Origin of the sequence: Microvirga sp. TS319 (assembly GCF_041276405.1) — a bacterium.
GTDB lineage: Bacteria > Pseudomonadota > Alphaproteobacteria > Rhizobiales > Beijerinckiaceae > Microvirga.
Window position 1 is genome coordinate 1,476,063 of sequence record NZ_JBGGGT010000001.1, and the last position, 16,420, is coordinate 1,492,482.

A 16,420-nucleotide genomic window follows, 5' to 3' on the forward strand; every position below is an offset into this window, starting at 1 on the left:
GTACCTCAGCTGGCATTGGCCAACCCCATGTGGGTGATCCATGTGTGACGTTAATTCAGCGTTGGTTTCCTCGGCGCGCTGGAAGACGCCGTCAGTCGCGATCCGCTCGTACAGATTGACCCGGCGTCTACAACTCGCTTCAGGGCCTGCGGTCGTCGCGGATCCGTCGCGAGCCGTTCAGCAACTTGGTTCGGTTGACGTCTCCGGCTCACCCGGAGGCGTACGATGTTCAAAGGCCGGCATTTCGATCACTCCGTGATCCTCCTACGTGCCCGGAGATATCTGGCCCACAATCTGAGCCTGAGAAATCTCGAGGAGACGATGGCCGAGCGCGGCATCTCGGTCGATCATGCTACAGTCGGTCGCTGGGTGGTCCGTTACTCACCCGAACTGCTCGAGCGCTTCAACCGCCGCAAGCGAGCCGTCAGCCGAAAATGGCATATCGATGAAACTTACATCAAGGTCCGAGGACGCTGGATGTATCTCTACCGAGCTATCGACAGTCATGGCGATACGGTCGAATTCTGGTTCAGCGAGCGGCGGAATCTCACGGCCGCCAAGCGCTTCCTACGTAAGGCTCTCAAGCGACACGGCCGACCCGAGCGGATTGTGATCAACGGCAGTCAGACCAATCGCGAGGCGATCTCGTCCTGTGATGCCGAGAGCCGTTTGCAGGAGCGCTCGAGTCGCCAACTGCGGCCCATCCGCATCCGGCAAAGTGCCTACTTGAATAGTCGGATCTAGCAGGATCATCGGGCGATCAAGCGCCGCATTCGTCCGATGCTCGGGTTCAAGTCTTTGAACAGCGCTCGCGTGATCCTGGGCGGGATCGAAATGGTTCACATGGTGCGGAAAGGACAGGCGAAGTACGCCTGCACTCATCAACTGTCGCTCGCTGAGCAGTTCACGTTGCTCGCCGCCTCAGTGTCGGCAGAAGCTTTCTTGCCTGCGGCTCCAGATCCATTGCAAACAGCCGATAGGCTTCAGGATAGGAATCGAGACGTCGATGGACGTACATCGTGTCGACACGATCGGAAACGGGCCCTGGCTGATCGAGGCTCCGTTCAATTAACGAAAGCGTGGATTGATCCATTGCCACGTCCAAATCCTAACGTACTCCTCTTGACAGCCCCGGGCCCGCAGCAATCCGCCTGGAAGCCGCTTTGAATTTGCGTAGGCCTAACGTCAGTTTCTCCCTGCAGGCCTTTTCCCGGAAGGTGTCCCATCCGGATTCATGCCGTAACGGCGATACAAAGCCTCTTCGTCACGAGCCAACTGGGCGTCCATGCGCGCGTCAGCGCTCCGTGCCACTGCGTTTCGCGCTGCGAGCGCGACAGGAGCTTTGGCGAAACTGGAAAGGCCCGTCGGATCAGCGCTGGCCGCAAGACTGGTGGCGCCTTGCGCAGCTCCCAATGCAGTTGCCTCAGCGTTCAGTTGTTCCTCCAAGGCTCTCGTCTCGCTCGAGAAGTTCGAACCTTGAAAATTGGATTGCGTGCTCTGGCAGCCGGCTAGCGCCGCTACGACCACGAATAGCGGTGCTAATAGACCACGACGATGATTTAAAAGGACGCGCATATTTCGACCTCGATAGGTTTGATAGATTCTCAATAGCAGGCGACCTTGAACTCGGCTTGGTTCCGCATCACGGAGCCATGCAGCGGCCCCATCGCCCGCGCAGCAAGAGCCCCGCCCGGTCCAGCGAAGCCGATGCCAGCCACGGCCGTGTTCACAGCCATATCCGCTGCCCGAACACTTTGCGAATGCGCCTCTATCTGATCGATGCAGGATTGTGCCGAGGCATACGCCCTGGCAGTTTCCCGATCCTCAGGTTCTGCGCCGGGTCTGCTCGCCGCCAACTCGGCGGCCGCCTGACGACTCGCCATGTCAGCACGCAAGGCGCCCATTCGCGCATCACTGGCAGTACAGCCAGCCGCGAGCAGGCAAGCCATGCTGATCACGAAATGTCTTGCCTTCATGCGATTTGCCTTTTTCTGCTCGCACCCAGCTCAGACGCGTAAATCGCGACGACGAGGCCACCGACGACGGTGATGTGTTCCAAGACGACATGGAACTCTATGGTTTTCAAGGGCTCTTGCATGACCCAAAAGCCGTGGGTGATCGGGACGATGGGAATGGTGAAGGCGGCCAGAGCTCCGGCGCCAACCCAACTCCAACGATCGAGGATGACGAGGGCCGAGCCGACAAGAAGCGTTACTACCGTCGCAAAATGGAAGAGGATTTCCGACACAAGACCGAAATGGTGCATTTCCGCCAACCCACCATCGAAATCGAAGAGTCTGGCCAGTCCGCAGGACCAGAACGTGAAGGTCAGCGCAGTGCGCGCCAAATAGCCGAACCAAGGGCCGCCAAAGACGGTCGCAACTGCGCCGACGAAGTGTCTTGGGGTGCGAGTCAAAACGCCCACATTAGGGGTTTCAACAGTCTCAGAACTCATAGCAAATCCGTTTGAATTTTTAGAGAGAGACGGAGACGATGCCGACTTTAAGCCGACAAAGTCATCGTGTGATTCAATTTCAGAGCCTGACGTTGAAGTTGGCCTTGACCGACTGATCGGACATGTCGGAGCCGAACTGGCCCCCGTAGGTCACGCCGAGCACCGCATCCGGCGTCAGGGCGAAGTCGAGACCGGCCTCCATCACCGCGGCGTTCCGCGCAATCGGCACGCCAGCAACGGTAAAGGCGTCTCCACCGCCAAACCGCATCGTCGAGATCGGCGTGACGCCCCCGAACGCGTGACGCCATCCGAGTGCACCCTTTGCCGTCAGGTTCGCGCCATTTACTTCGAATGTACTGGAAGCGCGCAGACCGAGAGTCGTGAAGGTCGCATCGGTGTCGCTCGATAGGCTGGTCAGTGCCGCAGCGCCGCCCCTTTCGCTAATTCCGTCCGTATGCAGATTGACGTAGGCCAGATTGGCGAAGGGCTCGAACCTCGTTGCACCCATGTTCACACCATAGGCCAGTTCGCCGAAGACCTGCGCTGTGCCCGCGTTATCATCGCCCTTCAAGCTGCCTCCGAAACCGGAGAAGCTTACGCTGCGGTTCGTGGAGATATCGTGCCACGTATAGGCAGCGCCCGTGCGGAAGGCCAGATTGCCCCATTGTGTACCGCCATAAAGGCCGAGATGGTAGTTATCGCTCGAGCCGGAGGAATAACGGTCCTTCATGTCGAAGCTGGTGTTGCTGTAGCCTGCGACCGCGCCGAAGCGCCAGGTATCGAAGACTGGGGTGTCGAGACCAACGAAGAAACCGCCGGTCTTGCGATTGAGACGCGCAGCGTTGCCGTCACCATCCGTGTGCCCCCACGAACCGAAGCCCTCACCCCAAAGCGCGATGCCATTGGTATTCGCCGCCACCGGCACTGGCTTGCCGTCGACATAAGTCGTGACCACCCCACCGGAAGAACCGACGCCGTCGAAGGCTGCCCGAATGCGGTCATTGATCGCGTTGCGGACAAAACGGCTGTCCTCAATCATCGATGCCTTCGCCGAAGAATGGATTTCGCCCGACAGTTGATCAAATGCCGTTCGGGCCTGGGAGACCGACAGGTTCAGCACCGCATTGTGGAGCGGATTGCCGGAGCCAAGGCTCTCGACCCCGCCGCCGGTCGCAATCTGGTTGCGCGTCACGCCAACGTTCTGAAAGCTGACCGTGTTGCGGGTTATGGTCAGATAAACGTTGTTGGCATCGTAGCTGGGCGTGGGATCGAGGAAGGCGAGGTTGGAGGTGACGCCGGCGAAAGTTCCACCGACACCATTCGCGGTCAGGATCGTATAGGTCGTGGCCGGAGCGTAATTCCCCACGCCGGCGAGCACCCGGACCGTGCCGCCGTCGATCGTGGCCGATCCGGTCGCATTGATGCGATCACCCGCACCTGCCGCATTGACCTCGACTTCGAATATCGAGCCCTGATCGAAGGTGATGTTGCCGGTGACGTTCAGCGTACCGATCGAGTTACCCGGCGCAATCGTGCCTTTCACGAGGGTGTCACCGATCGTACCAACGCCCTCAAGGCGGGCGCCGAGCACAGTAACCGTCCCTCCCAGCGCGCCGTTTACGACCAGCGTGCCTTCATCGACTATGGCCTCACCGGTGAATCCCCTGCTGTTACCTGAAAGTGTCAGCTTACCGCTCCCCCCTTGGTGAAGTATCCCGACCCGGTCAATGAACCTGCAAAGCTGGTGTCGATATTCTGATGCAGCGAATGCGTCGCCGTACCGATCGCCACCAATCCCCCGGTACCGGATAGCGAGGACATGATGAGACTATAGTCATTGAGGTCGAGTGTGCCTCCGTTCACCGTAAAGGCGGTGTCACTCACGAACGCCTTTTCCTGACCGGCCCTCAATATTCCGCCATCGACGATTGTGCCGCCCGTATAGCGGTTGGTGCCGGTGAGCGTCAGATCGCCGTCCAGCAGATGCACTGCGCCTGTGCCGGAAATGGCTCCGTCGAACGTCGTCGCATCCGATCGATTAAAGGCCAGCGCGCCGTTGTTGACGACTTCGCCGACGATCGACCCTGACGTGCCGCCGCTGCCGATCTGCAGCGTCCCCTGGCGAATTTCCGTGCCACCCCAATAGTTATTGTCTCCATCGAGGATGAGCGTACCAAGATCGGTTTTGGTCAGACGGCCCCCGCCGTCCAAACGGTTAGAGATGGTTGCGACATAATTCGCACCGGCCGCAGTTCCGTCACCGACGCGAATGATCGCCTCACCCGCGGCGAGCGTGAGCAAATCACCGTACAGGTTATAGCCGCTGGTTGCGAACTGCATACCGGTGGTCTCTACCTGTCCGGTACCCGTGTAGACTTCGACATTGCCGGCGTTGCCACCGAACCCCACGGATCCGGGGCGCGGACTCATCGCGCCATTCGTCACCCCCTGGGCATCGGTGAAAGCACGTCCGCCAGTTCGCCACTGGCCGTCACCTCCGTCGACCTTGCCGTTGTCCCAATTCTCCTGTTTGTCGCCGTCCCAGAACAGGAGGGGACCTTGCTGTTCGCCTCGGGCGGCGAGATTGACTTGTCCTGCGACGGCCGTCTGTACGCTCACTTTATCCCGAGAGCCGTTTGGTACGGTCGCGATATCTAGGCCGTTCTGGGTCAGCGAACCTCCATAGTTGAACAGTCGATAGCTACCCGGGCCGAACCCGCCGACATCTTTCACGCTGAGCGCCCCGTCGAGCGTCAGATCCCCGGCAACACTGAAGCTGGCTTGGTTCGAATTCGCGCGCAGGTCGACAGAGACGTGGGATTCTTCGGCTAACACGAGCGTATCGGCCGCTGTAAGAGTAAGTGCCCCGGTCCCGCTCAGCAGCGGGATGCCGTCGCCGGTCTTGGTTACGTGATAGGCCCCGCTGACGGTCCCTCTCTGATCGGCGCTTCCGGTAGCGACGTTCAGCTCGGTGTCGGTTGCCATCGCAACGGGCGCAACCGCGCTCTGCCCGTCACTGTAAATGATTGTTCCCGCGCGTGCGGGCGAGGCCAGAGCAAGGACGGCAAGTGAAGCGCCGGCGAGGAGAGCTTGCGTATACCTCAGATGTGACACGTTTGCCGACTTCGATAGACTAATATTACCTTGCAATTCTCATGCTCCTTGACTTTGCAGGCGCAGACAAAGCTCCGCCGGCGACGGGCGCCGCAGCGTCCGAGATGAAAAACCAACTGTTTTTGTGATCGACCGGATTTCCCTCGCGCCTCTACAGAGGCGCAACAACGACCATCTTCGAGCCGATCCCTCCCCCGGCTTTAGCTCGCTGACGGAACAGAGGGCCGCGCATTAGCGTAGCGCGGCGCGACTCACCGACTCCCGGTTCGCTCCCGACATTCCTGCGCAACACCCAGATCGTATCCAGGGGCATGGCCCGCAAACTCTTGAACACCTTCTATGATACCCCACTGCGTCATTCGCGACGTAACTCTCGCCACTCCCGCTGCAGATTAAGAAAAAATGGCTGCGACTCGCTTGGGCAAAACCGAACCGATTTTTTTGATGAAGAACGAACAAATTTCGTCACTCAACAAGACAGGCGCTGCCTCGGCCGATCTTTGGCATCCCAACGAATAGTCGTCGCTTCATCCCTGGCGAAGGAATGCGCGCGCATGGACTGCGGGGATTGTCGTTGAATATTACTGCGCTGAGCGCTTAACGTCAGATGGCGTCGCGTTGAAGCGTTGTCGAAAAGCTCTGCTGAATGTCGAGAGATCTGAAAAACCGACATCGTATGCGATTGTGGTGATCCTGTACGAATCGCCTCCTTCCTGGAGAAGACGATAGGCAAGATCGAGCCGCGCATCCCGCACGAATTCGGTGAAAGTCCGCCCCTCGCTCTCGAACAGTCGCTGGATATAGCGCGGCGTCACGCCTTGACGACGTGCGACAGCATCGATGCTGAGACCGGGGTCGGACAAGCCTTGCAGAATGTCCTGCTGAATAAGCCTGCGGCGCGCAACCGCCTTGCTACGCTCATTGCGCTCTGCTCCACCGCGGACGAAACCATCAAGAACAACGGAGGTCAGATCATAGACGTGCCTGGCGGCCATTGCAGCGACTTTGACCGAAAGCGGTGGATGACGTCGAAGCGTTTCGACATAATTGGCCAAAAGCGGCATCCCGTCGGCCGACGACGGAATAAGGTAACTCGCCTCCAGTTCAAGGCGAGGTGCAAGATCTGCGATGATGTGACGATCAAGCGAGACTCCGCCGACCACCGTCGGCTTGCCATACCGGAATTCATTGCAGGTGCCTTCACTCAAAAACACGACATCGCCAGCGGCGACTTTGAATGCGGCCTTTCCCTCGATCGAAATCTCATAGTCCTGATTGTGGATCAAAAGCAGGTATTGTTCGCAGCCATCCTGCAGCAGGTCGCGAGTCCGCGTCCCGCTGACCGGCGAATAGAAGCCCTGGCCAACCGTTAAGCCGCTGGGGAGAAACATTGCCTCGATGTCGACGCGGAAGTTCTCGGGGTCGGCTGGGACAAGCACCCTCCCCCCGATATGGCGACCCAAGAAGTCATGTGCGAAAGCCAGTCGCTCCTGGCGGGGAACATCGTTCGTGGACAGCCGCCGCGTCGGAAATAGAATTGAACTCAAACTGGTCTTCTCCTTTCACCTTGTCGCTCGAACAACGTCAATCCCATTGCCCTCGGTTGGAGACAAAATCGCCGGTCCAACACCGGGTAGAACTATGCAACTAATGAGGCTCGGCTGTCTTGGCGAAATACGAACCAAAACTTTGCGCAGAACGAACACAAGCATTCGGGCGTGGGGAAAAGGAGTTAAGTGCACGAAAAAATGCGTTTATTTGTTGCGGAAGCCCTATACGCTGAACATACGTTGTGTAAGTTCGGTTGCTCGCGCACTCGACGTGATTAACTCTGATGACGAAGCCGCCATGATAGTAGAGGGTTTCTTTGACGCCCGACCTGTTGACCATCGGACACTTGATATCGACGCGAAGTCCTACGCTACTCGTTTTTCGATATCCTCAAAGGTGAATTTCCACGGCCCGGCGCAAGCCAGGCCATGCGACGCGCGAGTCAAGCAGGGACGCGCAGGCACTAAACTTAACGCTCACTGCCAGCTGGTTCACTCGCCTTAGGTAGATTAATTCAATCGTGTGAATGCACCAGGCAGCAGCAGCGTCGATTGCAGGCTTTCGCCTCGAAGCGAAGCAGCACCCCTGATTTGCAGTTCCATAAACCCCAGAAAGCGGAGGCCCCTCATGCAAAAGAATCTACTGGTAATTGCTACAACGATCGCAATTTCGTTGGGAAGTTTGAGCGCGTTTGCCGACAACGTCGACCTGTCGCCCGAACAACGTGCGGCCAACATCAAAGAGTACAACGAGCGGAAGGCTCAGGGCATAGTTGAAGTGCCTCGTGGCGGGCGCGGCGCATCCAAGAAGCCGCTGTTGGAGCGTGGGACCGGCACACCGCAGCGCCAAACAGCTGGACCGAGCAGGCAGAAGTGCGAAGAAGCTGCACGCAATGCCCAAGCAACGGCGACCGGGACAGCTGTCCTTTCAGGCGTGATCGGGCTTATCCCTTTCGGGGGCTCCGCATCCGGAATAGCTGGCGCAGCAGCCAACGTTGGCGCGTCGGCTGCGGGCGAAATCGTACGCCAGAGTTCTGCGGCCGCGATGCAGAAGGAATGTATGTAAGCATGCCCCCTTCCCTCAGAGGCGCTTGCTTCGTTCGCAACGTGCCGTTCCCGATAAAGAGCCTCGCCTATGCCACCTTGTTTGGCTTCGCATGTGCCTTCCCAGTCGCCCCTGCGCACGCGGAGGCGGCCTCTTGCTCCTGCCGGCACCTTGAAAGTATTCAACAGGAGATCAGGAACGCGGAGGCTCTGCGCGACATACAGCAAAGGATCAGCGACGAGCTGGAAGCGATTGAGGCGCCACTGATCGAGGCCAAAAAGAACCCGCTTCACCCAGATTCCGACGTCAACATCTACGATCGCTCGCTGCGGGCGCGACAGGATATATTGAGCAAGTTCAAGCTCCCTTACTCACCGGCGAAAGGCTACACCGGGCCGGGCAGCATCAAAATGGCCTATGGAACCTGCGAGCAATCTGCGTCCGACCTGGACGCGTTAAAAGCCGGCTCACAGTGCCAGGAACTAGCAGATATCAATCTCGCTCATGAAAGCGCACACCGTACGGAGTGCCGAGAATCCGGCGCTGCTGAGTATTGGAAGCGATTGCCAAGCAAGATGGCAGCCGAGGAGGTCGTGCAATACACCCAGCAGATCGCAGACTTACGTAGACTGCTGAAGAAGGTACTCGACGCGGGCGACATCACCGTTGAAGCCCATATGGAGCCGCGGATCAGAGGGCCGCAGTTCGACGTGACCTACTCCTATCAGACGGGCCCCATCAAATTGAAGGGCAAGAGTTCGCCCGGTTCTGACCGATGGTCACTGAATGGCGACGGCCTGCAAGTTGTCAGGATCGGGCAGATGAAAATCGCCGGAATGAATTGCACCTCTGTAGGCCAGACGAACACGCGCATCGATCTCTCTATGGAGACCGATGGTCTAACAATGGCCTTGAAAGGCAACTCAAAGAGCGCGCCAGGGGATGTAAAGGTCCAATGCCATGGCGGCTACGGCATGTCGATGAGGCCACAGCAAGAAGTAGGCCACGGGGAGTATTTTTCCGATCAGGAGGTCAGGGTAGAGACCAATATGTCCCACGACGTCAGCGCCATGGACTTTGCAAAGATTCTGGCGCGGGGCGGTTTGACGGCCACTGGCACTGAGACGATTAAAGTCAAGCTGATTTGTCCGGGGTCCTGAATGGGTCACGAAGCGTCGATTCATGCCGATGCCGGAGCTGAATCGGGCGAAGTAAAAGCTCTGCTGGAGAGCGACGAATTCATTCCGTGCGGAGATCCGGCTGCGATACGATGAGATCATCGAGGTTCACACCCAGCTTGCGGGCATAGACCGGATCAAGAGCATGCTCGGCATCAATGAACGCGCACACGCCGCCCCTCTTCTGGGCCTCGGCGATCGCATGCAGGGTCAGCGTGGTCTTGCCCGAAGATTCCGGGCCGTAGATTTCGATGATGCGGCCCTTGGGCAAGCCCCCCACGCCGAGCGCGATGTCCAAGCCAAGCGAGCCGGTTGAAATCGTCTCAACCTCAACGACATGATCGCCGCCCAGGCGCATGATCGAGCCTTTCCCAAAGGCACGCTCAATCTGAGCGACCGCTGTCTCAATCGCCTTGTTCTTATCCAAGCTCATACTGGCTCCCGCACGTCCAAATTGGTGGATAGGAGAAGATCTACCTCAAACCCCGCCCGAAGGCTAGAACAAAACGAGAACTGTGGTGAATTGTCAGTCGAGAGCCGACGCCCTCCCGTGCTCAGTTCCGAGCCCATGGTTGGGAACAATTCTCTTTACAGAAAGATTTACAGCTGTATTCTATCCACAGAAAGGAAGGGATGCATGAACATGACGCCACAACCTGCCCGGATCAGCCAGGATGCAGCGATCGTATCGAAGGCGGCTGTCCGTGCCGCGGAGCGGCTTGAACTTCCAGGCCGACTGTTCGCGTCCATCATTGGTGTCTCGGAAGCCACGGTCTCTCGAATGAAGACGGGCGACTTTGCCTTGGATCGGGATCGCAACGCCTTTCAGCTTTCCCTGCTCTTCGTCCGTCTCTATCGCTCCTTGGACGCGATCGTCGGTGGCAATGCCGCCTCGGCTGCATCGTGGTTCAAGAGCCATAACACCGCCCTCGACGCCCGTCCGGTGGAAGCGGTCCAATCCATTGCCGGCCTTGTCCATGTCATCGACTATCTCGACTCTCGACGCGCTCCGCTCTGAGTTCCGGCCCTTCAAGGGCCATTGCTGGCGCGTGGTCGAGTCCCAGTACGTCATCTCAACGGTGCCCCTTGTCGATACACTGGACGAGCAGGCGCGTCTCGAGGACCTTCTGGACGACACCAAGCCGCCGGTGCCGCCGGCGTGCCGCCACCTTCATCCCCTGCTCTACACGCCATTTCGCTATACGCCTCGGCAGGGATCCCGCTTTCGGCGGGCCGGACAACGCGAGGGTGCGTTTTACACCGCCGAGCACGTAGAGACGGCCATCGCCGAAATGGCCTTCTATCGGGTGCTGTTCTATGCCGAGGCTCCCGAAGCTCTGATCCCAGCGGATTTTGCTGAGTACACGGCTTTCTCGGTCGCGATTGACACTGACGCCCTGGTCGACCTGACCGAGCGTCAGGAGCCTGCCCTCTCCCATCTCAGCGACTACAGCGCCTCTCAGGCCTTTGCCGATCTCGCAAGAGCCGCCGGGGCGACGGGCCTGCGCTCCCTGTCAGTCCGCTGCCCGAATAAGGGCGCGGCTTTCACCTGGCTTTCGTGCGAGGTCTTCGACCGTCCTGATCCGGTTATGCGCCAAACATGGCGCATGCGTCTGACCCGGCTGGGAGTGCAAGCCCTCTGTGAAAGCCCGAGGCTTGCAATCCAATTCCCACCCGAGACGGCAACCTCCGATCCACGAACGGCAACCTTCGCATGGGAGCGGGCTGCCTAAAGCCAGGTGAGGAATTGCCACTCTTGGGGAGTCTCAATGCAAATCCGCCCCGCCATACTCAACGATATTGATGCCATCATGGCTTGCGAACGCCAGGCTGGGTACGAGGACCTGGTTGGCCGATGGACGCGGGAGCAGCACGCAACCGGTATTGCAGACCCTACTCACCGTTATCTCGTCGCTGTTGGCGGCGGCGGGAAAATCTCAGGTTATTTGATGCTTCAGGGGATTGGAGCCTCGCCTGAAAGCGTCCTGATCAAGCGTATTGCTGTCATGCAACCCGGTGGGGGTGTTGGCCGCGCTCTGATCGAACGCGCGCTATCGGTCATTTTTGATGAGCTAGCCGCCAAGAGGGTCACTTTGACAGTCCGTCCGCATAATGAGCGCGGCGTCGCCCTCTATCGCAGGGTTGGCCTGACCAATGATGGAGTGGAGGAAGTTCTGCGAAACGGCAAGCCCGCTTTCAATACGGTCATGTCGATGAACGCTGACACTTATCGGATCCGTCAGGCCGCGAATTTCCGATAAGCGCCTTTATGGGACCGGTAACAACCCAACAGACCGGAGAGGGTGAATGGAGCGGTTTGTCGTAATTTCTGGCTGTTCCGGCGGTGGCAAATCCACTTTGCTTGCCGAGCTTGGTAGGCGCGGTCACGCCATCGTGGAGGAACCTGGTCGCCGGATCGTCCGACAGGAGCTCGAAGAAGGAGGGTTGGCGCTTCCCTGGAAAGACGAACAAGCATTTGCACATCGTGCAATGACTATGGCCCTAGAAGATCGAGCAGCAGCCACCGCTCTGAACGGGTGGGTGTTTTTCGACAGGGGCCTGGTCGATGCTGCGGCTTTCCTACAGCACCTGACAAATGAGCCAGTTCTGGCTGCACTCGCTCAGGCGCATCGCTACTGCCAAACTGTGTTTCTAACGCCGCCCTGGCCAGAAATTTACGCGAATGACCCAGAACGGCGTCATGGCATGGAGGCAGCCGAAGCTGAATATTCTCGGTTGCTCGAAGCCTACCCACCGCTTGGATACAAAGTTTCTATCTTGCCCAAGGTCAGTGTGTCGGAGCGTGCCAACTTCATCGAAAGGGCTTTGTCCGAGGCGAAGGAGTCGCACTCCTCGCAGCACTAATGAGCCTTTGCCTCAAACACTTCGCAATGTCTCATTTGCTTCGCAACCACCCACCAGGGATCACAAACCAAGGCTCAACTGAGGGCTCTGCGGCCCCTCATCGGTATTCAGCGCGGACAAGGACATCCCCAGGGGACGCACGGGTTGCCCGAAGGGGAGAAGCGAGACCAAGAGGCCAGTTGCGATCTCGTCCAAGCCGCTCCGGCTCTCAACAAGCGCGCCCAGTGTGCGACTACGGGTGATCTGCTGAAAATCGGAAAATTTCACCTTCAGCGTGACCGTCCGGCCCCTCACTCCAGACTGGTCACAGTAGCGCCAGACCTTGTCGATGATCGGCTGAAGCGCTGCCTTCATCTCATCGAGGCTGCTCAGGTCGGCGGAGAACGTGTTCTCGGCGCCGACGGACTTCCGGGTCCGGTCCGGCCGGACCGGGCGGTCATCGATCCCACGCGCGAGCCAGTAGTAATAGCTCCCGGCTTTACCGAACCGCTCCTGCAGGAACTCCAGCGGTCGGGATTTCAGGTCCAGGCCGGTGAAAATACCGAGGGCATGGAACTTCGCAGCCGTTGCAGGTCCAACCCCATGAAACTTCTCGATAAGAAGCGACTCCATGAAGACCGGGCCCATCTCGGGCGTGATGACAAACATCCCGTTCGGCTTGCGCTGGTCCGACGCCATTTTGGCAAGGAAGCGGCAATATGAGACGCCCGCCGACGCTGTCAGCCCGGTCTCTTCGAAGATTCTCGCCCTGATCTCCCGGGCGATTTGGGTCGCATACGCAATGCCCTTGAGGTTCTCCGTCACATCCAGGTAAGCCTCGTCGAGCGACAGCGGCTCGACCAAGGGTGTGTACTCGTGAAAGATCTCTCGAATCTGCAAGGAAACCTGCTTGTAGACGTCAAAGCGCGGCTTCACGAAGATCAGGTGTGGGCACTTCCGGCGCGCCGTGACTGACGGCATCGCCGAATGCACGCCGAAGCGACGAGCCTCATAGCTCGCGGCTGCGACAACCCCTCGCTCACGCGAGCCACCGACCGCGACCGGTTTCCCACGGAGTTCCGGATTATCCCGCTGCTCGACCGAGGCATAGAAGGCGTCGAGGTCCACATGCGCGATACGCCGATCCGTGACGGGTATTGATCGGTCTACCCGCTCCGGCTTGAACCCGGCGGCGGCTGGATCAAGGTCGATGTTCAACGTGGTTCTCACGGCTGAAAACAAGCAGCATCATCCGTCATATAGCATCCTGTGTTCCCTTTTTGTACTCCCGCCCCGGGTTTCCAACCGTTTTCTGCCGGGCCGCCATATCGAGATCGTTTTCGATCAATCCCCGAAATCAGGAGCGTCCCATGCCTGCTGACAAACATAGAAGCCTTGCCCGGCGCACCGCCTACCTGCGCCTGGCGGCCCACAGCGGGTTCGCCGTACAGATCAAGTGGGGCTACGCGGTCACTCCGGATGTTCTGGCTCTCGTTCAGCGTGGACACCTTCGCCGGACCCGGAATTCCGCCGGCGGACGCAAGCGCATCACCTGCATGGAGGTCACGCCAAGCGGCCGCAAGTTCCTGCAGGACACCCTCGCCCGCCGCGGACAGGATTTCGGACCCGTCTCCCTGATCCGGGACCTCGATCCCCGCAAAATCCGCAAGGAGGAAAAGCGCAGGGCCGCCGGCTATGTCAGTCCCCGGGTCTATACGGGCATTCGCCACCTGGATGCTGCGATCGCGGCTCAGCACCTTCGGCGCATCAGGCGCGCCATGGCCTTCCCGGGATCCTACCTCACCGGCTCCACGGCAACGGCCTGAGGCACGGCATGGACAGGCTCATCCCGATCGCCGTCGCCATGCTGTTTCTATGGCTGATCTGGCGGGTCATCCGCCATTCGACGCGGGAAACCATCGATCCACGCACTCTCTGTGTGGTCGACGGGGACACCATCTGGATTCTGAAGCCGGATCGCACCGTCTCGGAAAAAGTCCGAGTTCAGAACATCGACGCACCCGAGCTTAGGCGCCCTCGGTCTCGTCGGGAGCTCAGCCGCGCCGTTGCTGCAACGGAGTTCGTGAGAGACACGATCCGCCAGGCCGATACGGTGACGATCCGTCGGCGAGGCAAAGATCGATACGGCCGAACGCTCGCCCGTATCGCCATTGACGGCCTCGATCTTGGCCGCCTGCTAATCCGCAGGGGGCACGCGAGGCGGTGGACCTAGTGGTAAAAGTCTGACGTGACGTACCCAAAAGCTTAGAGGTCGCATTGGGCGGCGAGCAGACCTCTACTTGTCACGAAAATCAGCCCTTTTGCGAAAGCTGCTCGGCAGCGGCAGCCAAAGCCGCCGTTGGGCTTCTGAGCGGTTTCGGCCCCTTTCTGACAAGATCGGCAGCGCCCGCCATTGATGCCTGAGCCAGAGCGACAATTGAGGCCCCTTCATCATAAGCTGCATCCCCAGCCTCTGCGATTGCCGAAAGATAGCCATCCCGGTCCCCAGCCTTGAACAAAGCCCATGCACCAGGAACAAGGCGAACTTCAACTGTCGCACCGAATTGGTGCGCCGCGTCAGCAAAGAGCTGGCCCGTCGGCTCCATAGTGGTTTCGACAGCACAGAGAACGACAATCTTACCGCCTGCCTGGACGGCGTTTTCAGCAAGCGCCCCATCCGCCCTTAGAATGGGAGCCGACGCAGCCTTCCCGGCTTCGGCGGCAGCAGGCCCCAAGGTCGAGCATGTCAGAACGACAGCATCAGCGTCACGGGCGAGACCAAGCAGCACCGAACCCGTCTCGCTTGCGATATCTGGCGTAAGACCGCCCGCTTGTTCCGCAGCGGCAAGAAGCTCTGGGCGGACTACGTGACGAAGGATTCCATCCGGAAAGCCGAGTTCTCTGGCGGCGGCTTCAAAGACAGCGATATTGCTTTCGGCCGTGTGCAGGCAGACTATTGTCACGGTATTGTCTTCTGTCAAAACGTGTCGCGGACCTCTCGATCAAAGAGAAGCTTCCGCGTCCGTCTACGGTGGCCCTCATAGGAGGCTTTGCATAAATATCCGAACCGGTCCAGGGCGAACACGATTGGCGATCGAAAGTGCACCGCTATCAGCGGGGTACCAAGCGTCAGGTTTTATCCACTAGCAGGAGGTCTCAGGCTGCCGCAGCGCGCCGACTGCCCGTCTTCTTGGCCTTCTTCTGCGGCGCGCCCAGACCCATCGATTTCGCCATCTCGGACCGTTGCTTCGAGTAGTTCGGTGCCACCATCGGATAGTCGGCCGGAAGGTCCCACTTGGCGCGATACTCCTGAGGCGTCAGGCCCAGACCGCGCAGGTGACGCTTGAGGGTGCGGTACTGGCGGCCATCTTCCAGACTGATGAGGAAGTCGGGTGTAATCGTCTTCTTGATCGGCATCCGCGGCGCAAGCGGCTCGCGAGCCTTTTCGGTCTGACCGCCGAGATGAATTTTTGAGAAGGCTGCGTAAACACTTTCGATCAGCGACGGAAGGTTCTCGCGAACGACTGAGTTATTCGCCCCATAGGCGGTCACAACATCCGCTGTCGTTTCGATCAAATTGGTGGTGGTTGAAGCGCTCTTAGATTCCGTTGCGGACATTAGAATACTCTCTTCGGTCGATTGTAGTTCAGAGAATGAAGGAAAATCTTACGGTTGAGATCTTCCTCCGAAGGTTAATTGATTAGGGCAAAAGGCTATTAGGATGTTCCAGTAGCGTTTGTGTTCAATCTGGGATCTGCTGTGTTTTGGATGTCTGGTCAACGGACCAGTTTCAGGGCGAAAAATGGCGGGGCATCTAAATCCCAAAAGGCTCTTAACGTCGAACGAATCTCTTTCCAAGATGTATTCATGTCTTCTCAAATAGCCTCGAAATCGGTTCACAAGATCAGAGAAAACCCCAAAAGTCCGCCGGATATCAACGACGGCGAACAGGCAAGCTGATCCAACACGAGAGTAGAGTACATGATCGCGATCGAAACGAACTCCCGTTACGTCACCCTCACCCAGCTGCGCGACCGGTATCGCCGCATGTACGAGCCGACCCACGGCGCTCTCAAGGCGATAAGCCTCAATCTCATCAGCAGTGAAGATCGGGCGACCCTCATGCTGAATTTTGCGGCCGACACAGGTCTCCCGCGCAAAATGACCGCGGAGGTCTCGTTCGACCCTGGCGCCACGACAGATGCCAGCCTCGCCTCCCGCTGGCACTAGCTTG

At 58.8% G+C, this 16,420-nt stretch carries 17 protein-coding genes and 2 pseudogenes; 10 read left to right on the forward strand and 9 right to left on the reverse strand.

Annotated elements, in window-relative coordinates; translation table 11 throughout:
• Positions 1–225 precede the first annotated feature (225 nt).
• Positions 226–921 (forward strand): annotated as a pseudogene (locus AB8841_RS06765) (IS6 family transposase); the annotation flags it as partial.
• A gap of 683 nt (positions 922–1,604) precedes the next feature.
• On the opposite strand, the gene AB8841_RS06770 reads toward AB8841_RS06765, so the two are convergent.
• From AB8841_RS06770 to AB8841_RS06790, 5 genes are all read right to left on the reverse strand, one after another.
• Positions 1,605–1,736 (reverse strand): hypothetical protein, encoded by a 132-nt coding sequence (locus AB8841_RS06770; RefSeq protein WP_370435038.1) that lies wholly within the window; start codon positions 1,734–1,736, stop codon positions 1,605–1,607.
• A gap of 236 nt (positions 1,737–1,972) precedes the next feature.
• Positions 1,973–2,455, reverse strand: a complete 483-nt coding sequence (locus tag AB8841_RS06775) for a DoxX family protein (RefSeq protein WP_370435039.1) — start codon at positions 2,453–2,455, stop codon at positions 1,973–1,975.
• A 79-nt stretch (positions 2,456–2,534) separates the two neighbouring features.
• On the reverse strand, positions 2,535–4,046 hold the full coding sequence (locus AB8841_RS06780; RefSeq protein WP_370435040.1) for an autotransporter outer membrane beta-barrel domain-containing protein: 1,512 nt from the start codon (positions 4,044–4,046) through the stop codon (positions 2,535–2,537).
• Between the two features lie 92 nt (positions 4,047–4,138).
• Positions 4,139–5,605 carry an autotransporter-associated beta strand repeat-containing protein gene (locus AB8841_RS06785; protein ID WP_370435041.1) on the reverse strand — a complete coding sequence of 489 codons (1,467 nt, stop codon included), beginning with the start codon at positions 5,603–5,605 and terminating at the stop codon, positions 4,139–4,141.
• A 545-nt stretch (positions 5,606–6,150) separates the two neighbouring features.
• Positions 6,151–7,116, reverse strand: coding sequence for a helix-turn-helix transcriptional regulator (locus AB8841_RS06790; RefSeq protein WP_370435042.1), 966 nt, complete (start codon positions 7,114–7,116; stop codon positions 6,151–6,153).
• A 631-nt stretch (positions 7,117–7,747) separates the two neighbouring features.
• Here AB8841_RS06790 and AB8841_RS06795 point away from each other — a divergent pair.
• Positions 7,748–8,185, forward strand: a complete 438-nt coding sequence (locus AB8841_RS06795) for a hypothetical protein (protein ID WP_370435043.1) — start codon at positions 7,748–7,750, stop codon at positions 8,183–8,185.
• A gap of 2 nt (positions 8,186–8,187) precedes the next feature.
• The gene (locus tag AB8841_RS06800) at positions 8,188–9,324 is read left to right on the forward strand and encodes a hypothetical protein (protein ID WP_370435044.1); all 1,137 of its coding nucleotides are present in this window, start codon (positions 8,188–8,190) and stop codon (positions 9,322–9,324) included.
• A gap of 94 nt (positions 9,325–9,418) precedes the next feature.
• Here AB8841_RS06800 and AB8841_RS06805 read toward each other — a convergent pair.
• Positions 9,419–9,775 (reverse strand): annotated as a pseudogene (locus AB8841_RS06805) (ATPase domain-containing protein); the annotation flags it as partial.
• 204 nt (positions 9,776–9,979) lie between these two features.
• Between AB8841_RS06805 and AB8841_RS06810 the strand changes: the two are divergent.
• Genes AB8841_RS06810 through AB8841_RS06825 form a run of 4 tightly spaced genes read left to right on the forward strand, consistent with a single transcriptional unit; the run spans position 9,980 to position 12,207 of the window.
• A complete protein-coding gene (locus AB8841_RS06810) occupies positions 9,980–10,360 on the forward strand; it encodes an antitoxin Xre/MbcA/ParS toxin-binding domain-containing protein (protein WP_370435045.1) in 381 nt (126 codons plus the stop codon).
• Positions 10,320–11,075, forward strand: coding sequence for an RES family NAD+ phosphorylase (locus AB8841_RS06815; protein WP_370435046.1), 756 nt, complete (start codon positions 10,320–10,322; stop codon positions 11,073–11,075). Before AB8841_RS06810 ends, AB8841_RS06815 begins: the two co-directional genes overlap by 41 nt.
• Before the next feature lie 36 nt (positions 11,076–11,111).
• Positions 11,112–11,603 (forward strand): GNAT family N-acetyltransferase, encoded by a 492-nt coding sequence (locus AB8841_RS06820; RefSeq protein WP_370435047.1) that lies wholly within the window; start codon positions 11,112–11,114, stop codon positions 11,601–11,603.
• Positions 11,604–11,649: 46 nt separating this feature from the next.
• Positions 11,650–12,207 carry an AAA family ATPase gene (locus AB8841_RS06825; RefSeq protein WP_370435048.1) on the forward strand — a complete coding sequence of 186 codons (558 nt, stop codon included), beginning with the start codon at positions 11,650–11,652 and terminating at the stop codon, positions 12,205–12,207.
• Positions 12,208–12,267: 60 nt separating this feature from the next.
• On the opposite strand, the gene dinB is transcribed toward AB8841_RS06825, so the two are convergent.
• The gene (dinB, locus tag AB8841_RS06830; protein ID WP_370435560.1) at positions 12,268–13,344 is read right to left on the reverse strand and encodes a DNA polymerase IV; all 1,077 of its coding nucleotides are present in this window, start codon (positions 13,342–13,344) and stop codon (positions 12,268–12,270) included.
• A gap of 212 nt (positions 13,345–13,556) precedes the next feature.
• Here dinB and AB8841_RS06835 point away from each other — a divergent pair, with 212 nt between their 5' ends.
• Both AB8841_RS06835 and AB8841_RS06840 read left to right on the forward strand, forming a co-directional pair.
• Positions 13,557–14,012 (forward strand): hypothetical protein, encoded by a 456-nt coding sequence (locus AB8841_RS06835; RefSeq protein WP_370435049.1) that lies wholly within the window; start codon positions 13,557–13,559, stop codon positions 14,010–14,012.
• Positions 14,013–14,020: 8 nt separating this feature from the next.
• A complete protein-coding gene (locus AB8841_RS06840) occupies positions 14,021–14,419 on the forward strand; it encodes a thermonuclease family protein (RefSeq protein WP_370435050.1) in 399 nt (132 codons plus the stop codon).
• 79 nt (positions 14,420–14,498) lie between these two features.
• On the opposite strand, the gene AB8841_RS06845 is transcribed toward AB8841_RS06840, so the two are convergent.
• Positions 14,499–15,149 (reverse strand): aspartate/glutamate racemase family protein, encoded by a 651-nt coding sequence (locus AB8841_RS06845; protein WP_370435051.1) that lies wholly within the window; start codon positions 15,147–15,149, stop codon positions 14,499–14,501.
• Between the two features lie 193 nt (positions 15,150–15,342).
• The gene (locus tag AB8841_RS06850; RefSeq protein WP_370435052.1) at positions 15,343–15,804 is read right to left on the reverse strand and encodes a MucR family transcriptional regulator; all 462 of its coding nucleotides are present in this window, start codon (positions 15,802–15,804) and stop codon (positions 15,343–15,345) included.
• A gap of 363 nt (positions 15,805–16,167) precedes the next feature.
• On the opposite strand from AB8841_RS06850, the gene AB8841_RS06855 reads away from it, so the two are divergent.
• Complete coding sequence (locus AB8841_RS06855; RefSeq protein ID WP_370435053.1) at positions 16,168–16,416, forward strand: hypothetical protein; 249 nt, start codon at positions 16,168–16,170, stop codon at positions 16,414–16,416.
• The last annotated feature ends 4 nt before the right edge of the window (positions 16,417–16,420 follow it).

Bases quoted from the DNA above. Each gene is read 5' to 3' on its own strand.
- AB8841_RS06835 (WP_370435049.1), top strand. From the start codon at position 13,557: ATGCCTGCTGACAAACATAGAAGCCTTGCCCGGCGCACCGCCTACCTG.
- AB8841_RS06770 (WP_370435038.1), bottom strand. From the start codon at position 1,736: ATGGCTGTGAACACGGCCGTGGCTGGCATCGGCTTCGCTGGACCGGGC.
- AB8841_RS06855 (WP_370435053.1), top strand. From the start codon at position 16,168: ATGATCGCGATCGAAACGAACTCCCGTTACGTCACCCTCACCCAGCTG.
- AB8841_RS06850 (WP_370435052.1), bottom strand. From the start codon at position 15,804: ATGTCCGCAACGGAATCTAAGAGCGCTTCAACCACCACCAATTTGATC.
- AB8841_RS06810 (WP_370435045.1), top strand. From the start codon at position 9,980: ATGAACATGACGCCACAACCTGCCCGGATCAGCCAGGATGCAGCGATC.
- AB8841_RS06820 (WP_370435047.1), top strand. From the start codon at position 11,112: ATGCAAATCCGCCCCGCCATACTCAACGATATTGATGCCATCATGGCT.
- AB8841_RS06825 (WP_370435048.1), top strand. From the start codon at position 11,650: ATGGAGCGGTTTGTCGTAATTTCTGGCTGTTCCGGCGGTGGCAAATCC.
- AB8841_RS06840 (WP_370435050.1), top strand. From the start codon at position 14,021: ATGGACAGGCTCATCCCGATCGCCGTCGCCATGCTGTTTCTATGGCTG.
- AB8841_RS06795 (WP_370435043.1), top strand. From the start codon at position 7,748: ATGCAAAAGAATCTACTGGTAATTGCTACAACGATCGCAATTTCGTTG.
- AB8841_RS06800 (WP_370435044.1), top strand. From the start codon at position 8,188: ATGCCCCCTTCCCTCAGAGGCGCTTGCTTCGTTCGCAACGTGCCGTTC.
- AB8841_RS06815 (WP_370435046.1), top strand. From the start codon at position 10,320: ATGTCATCGACTATCTCGACTCTCGACGCGCTCCGCTCTGAGTTCCGG.
- AB8841_RS06775 (WP_370435039.1), bottom strand. From the start codon at position 2,455: ATGAGTTCTGAGACTGTTGAAACCCCTAATGTGGGCGTTTTGACTCGC.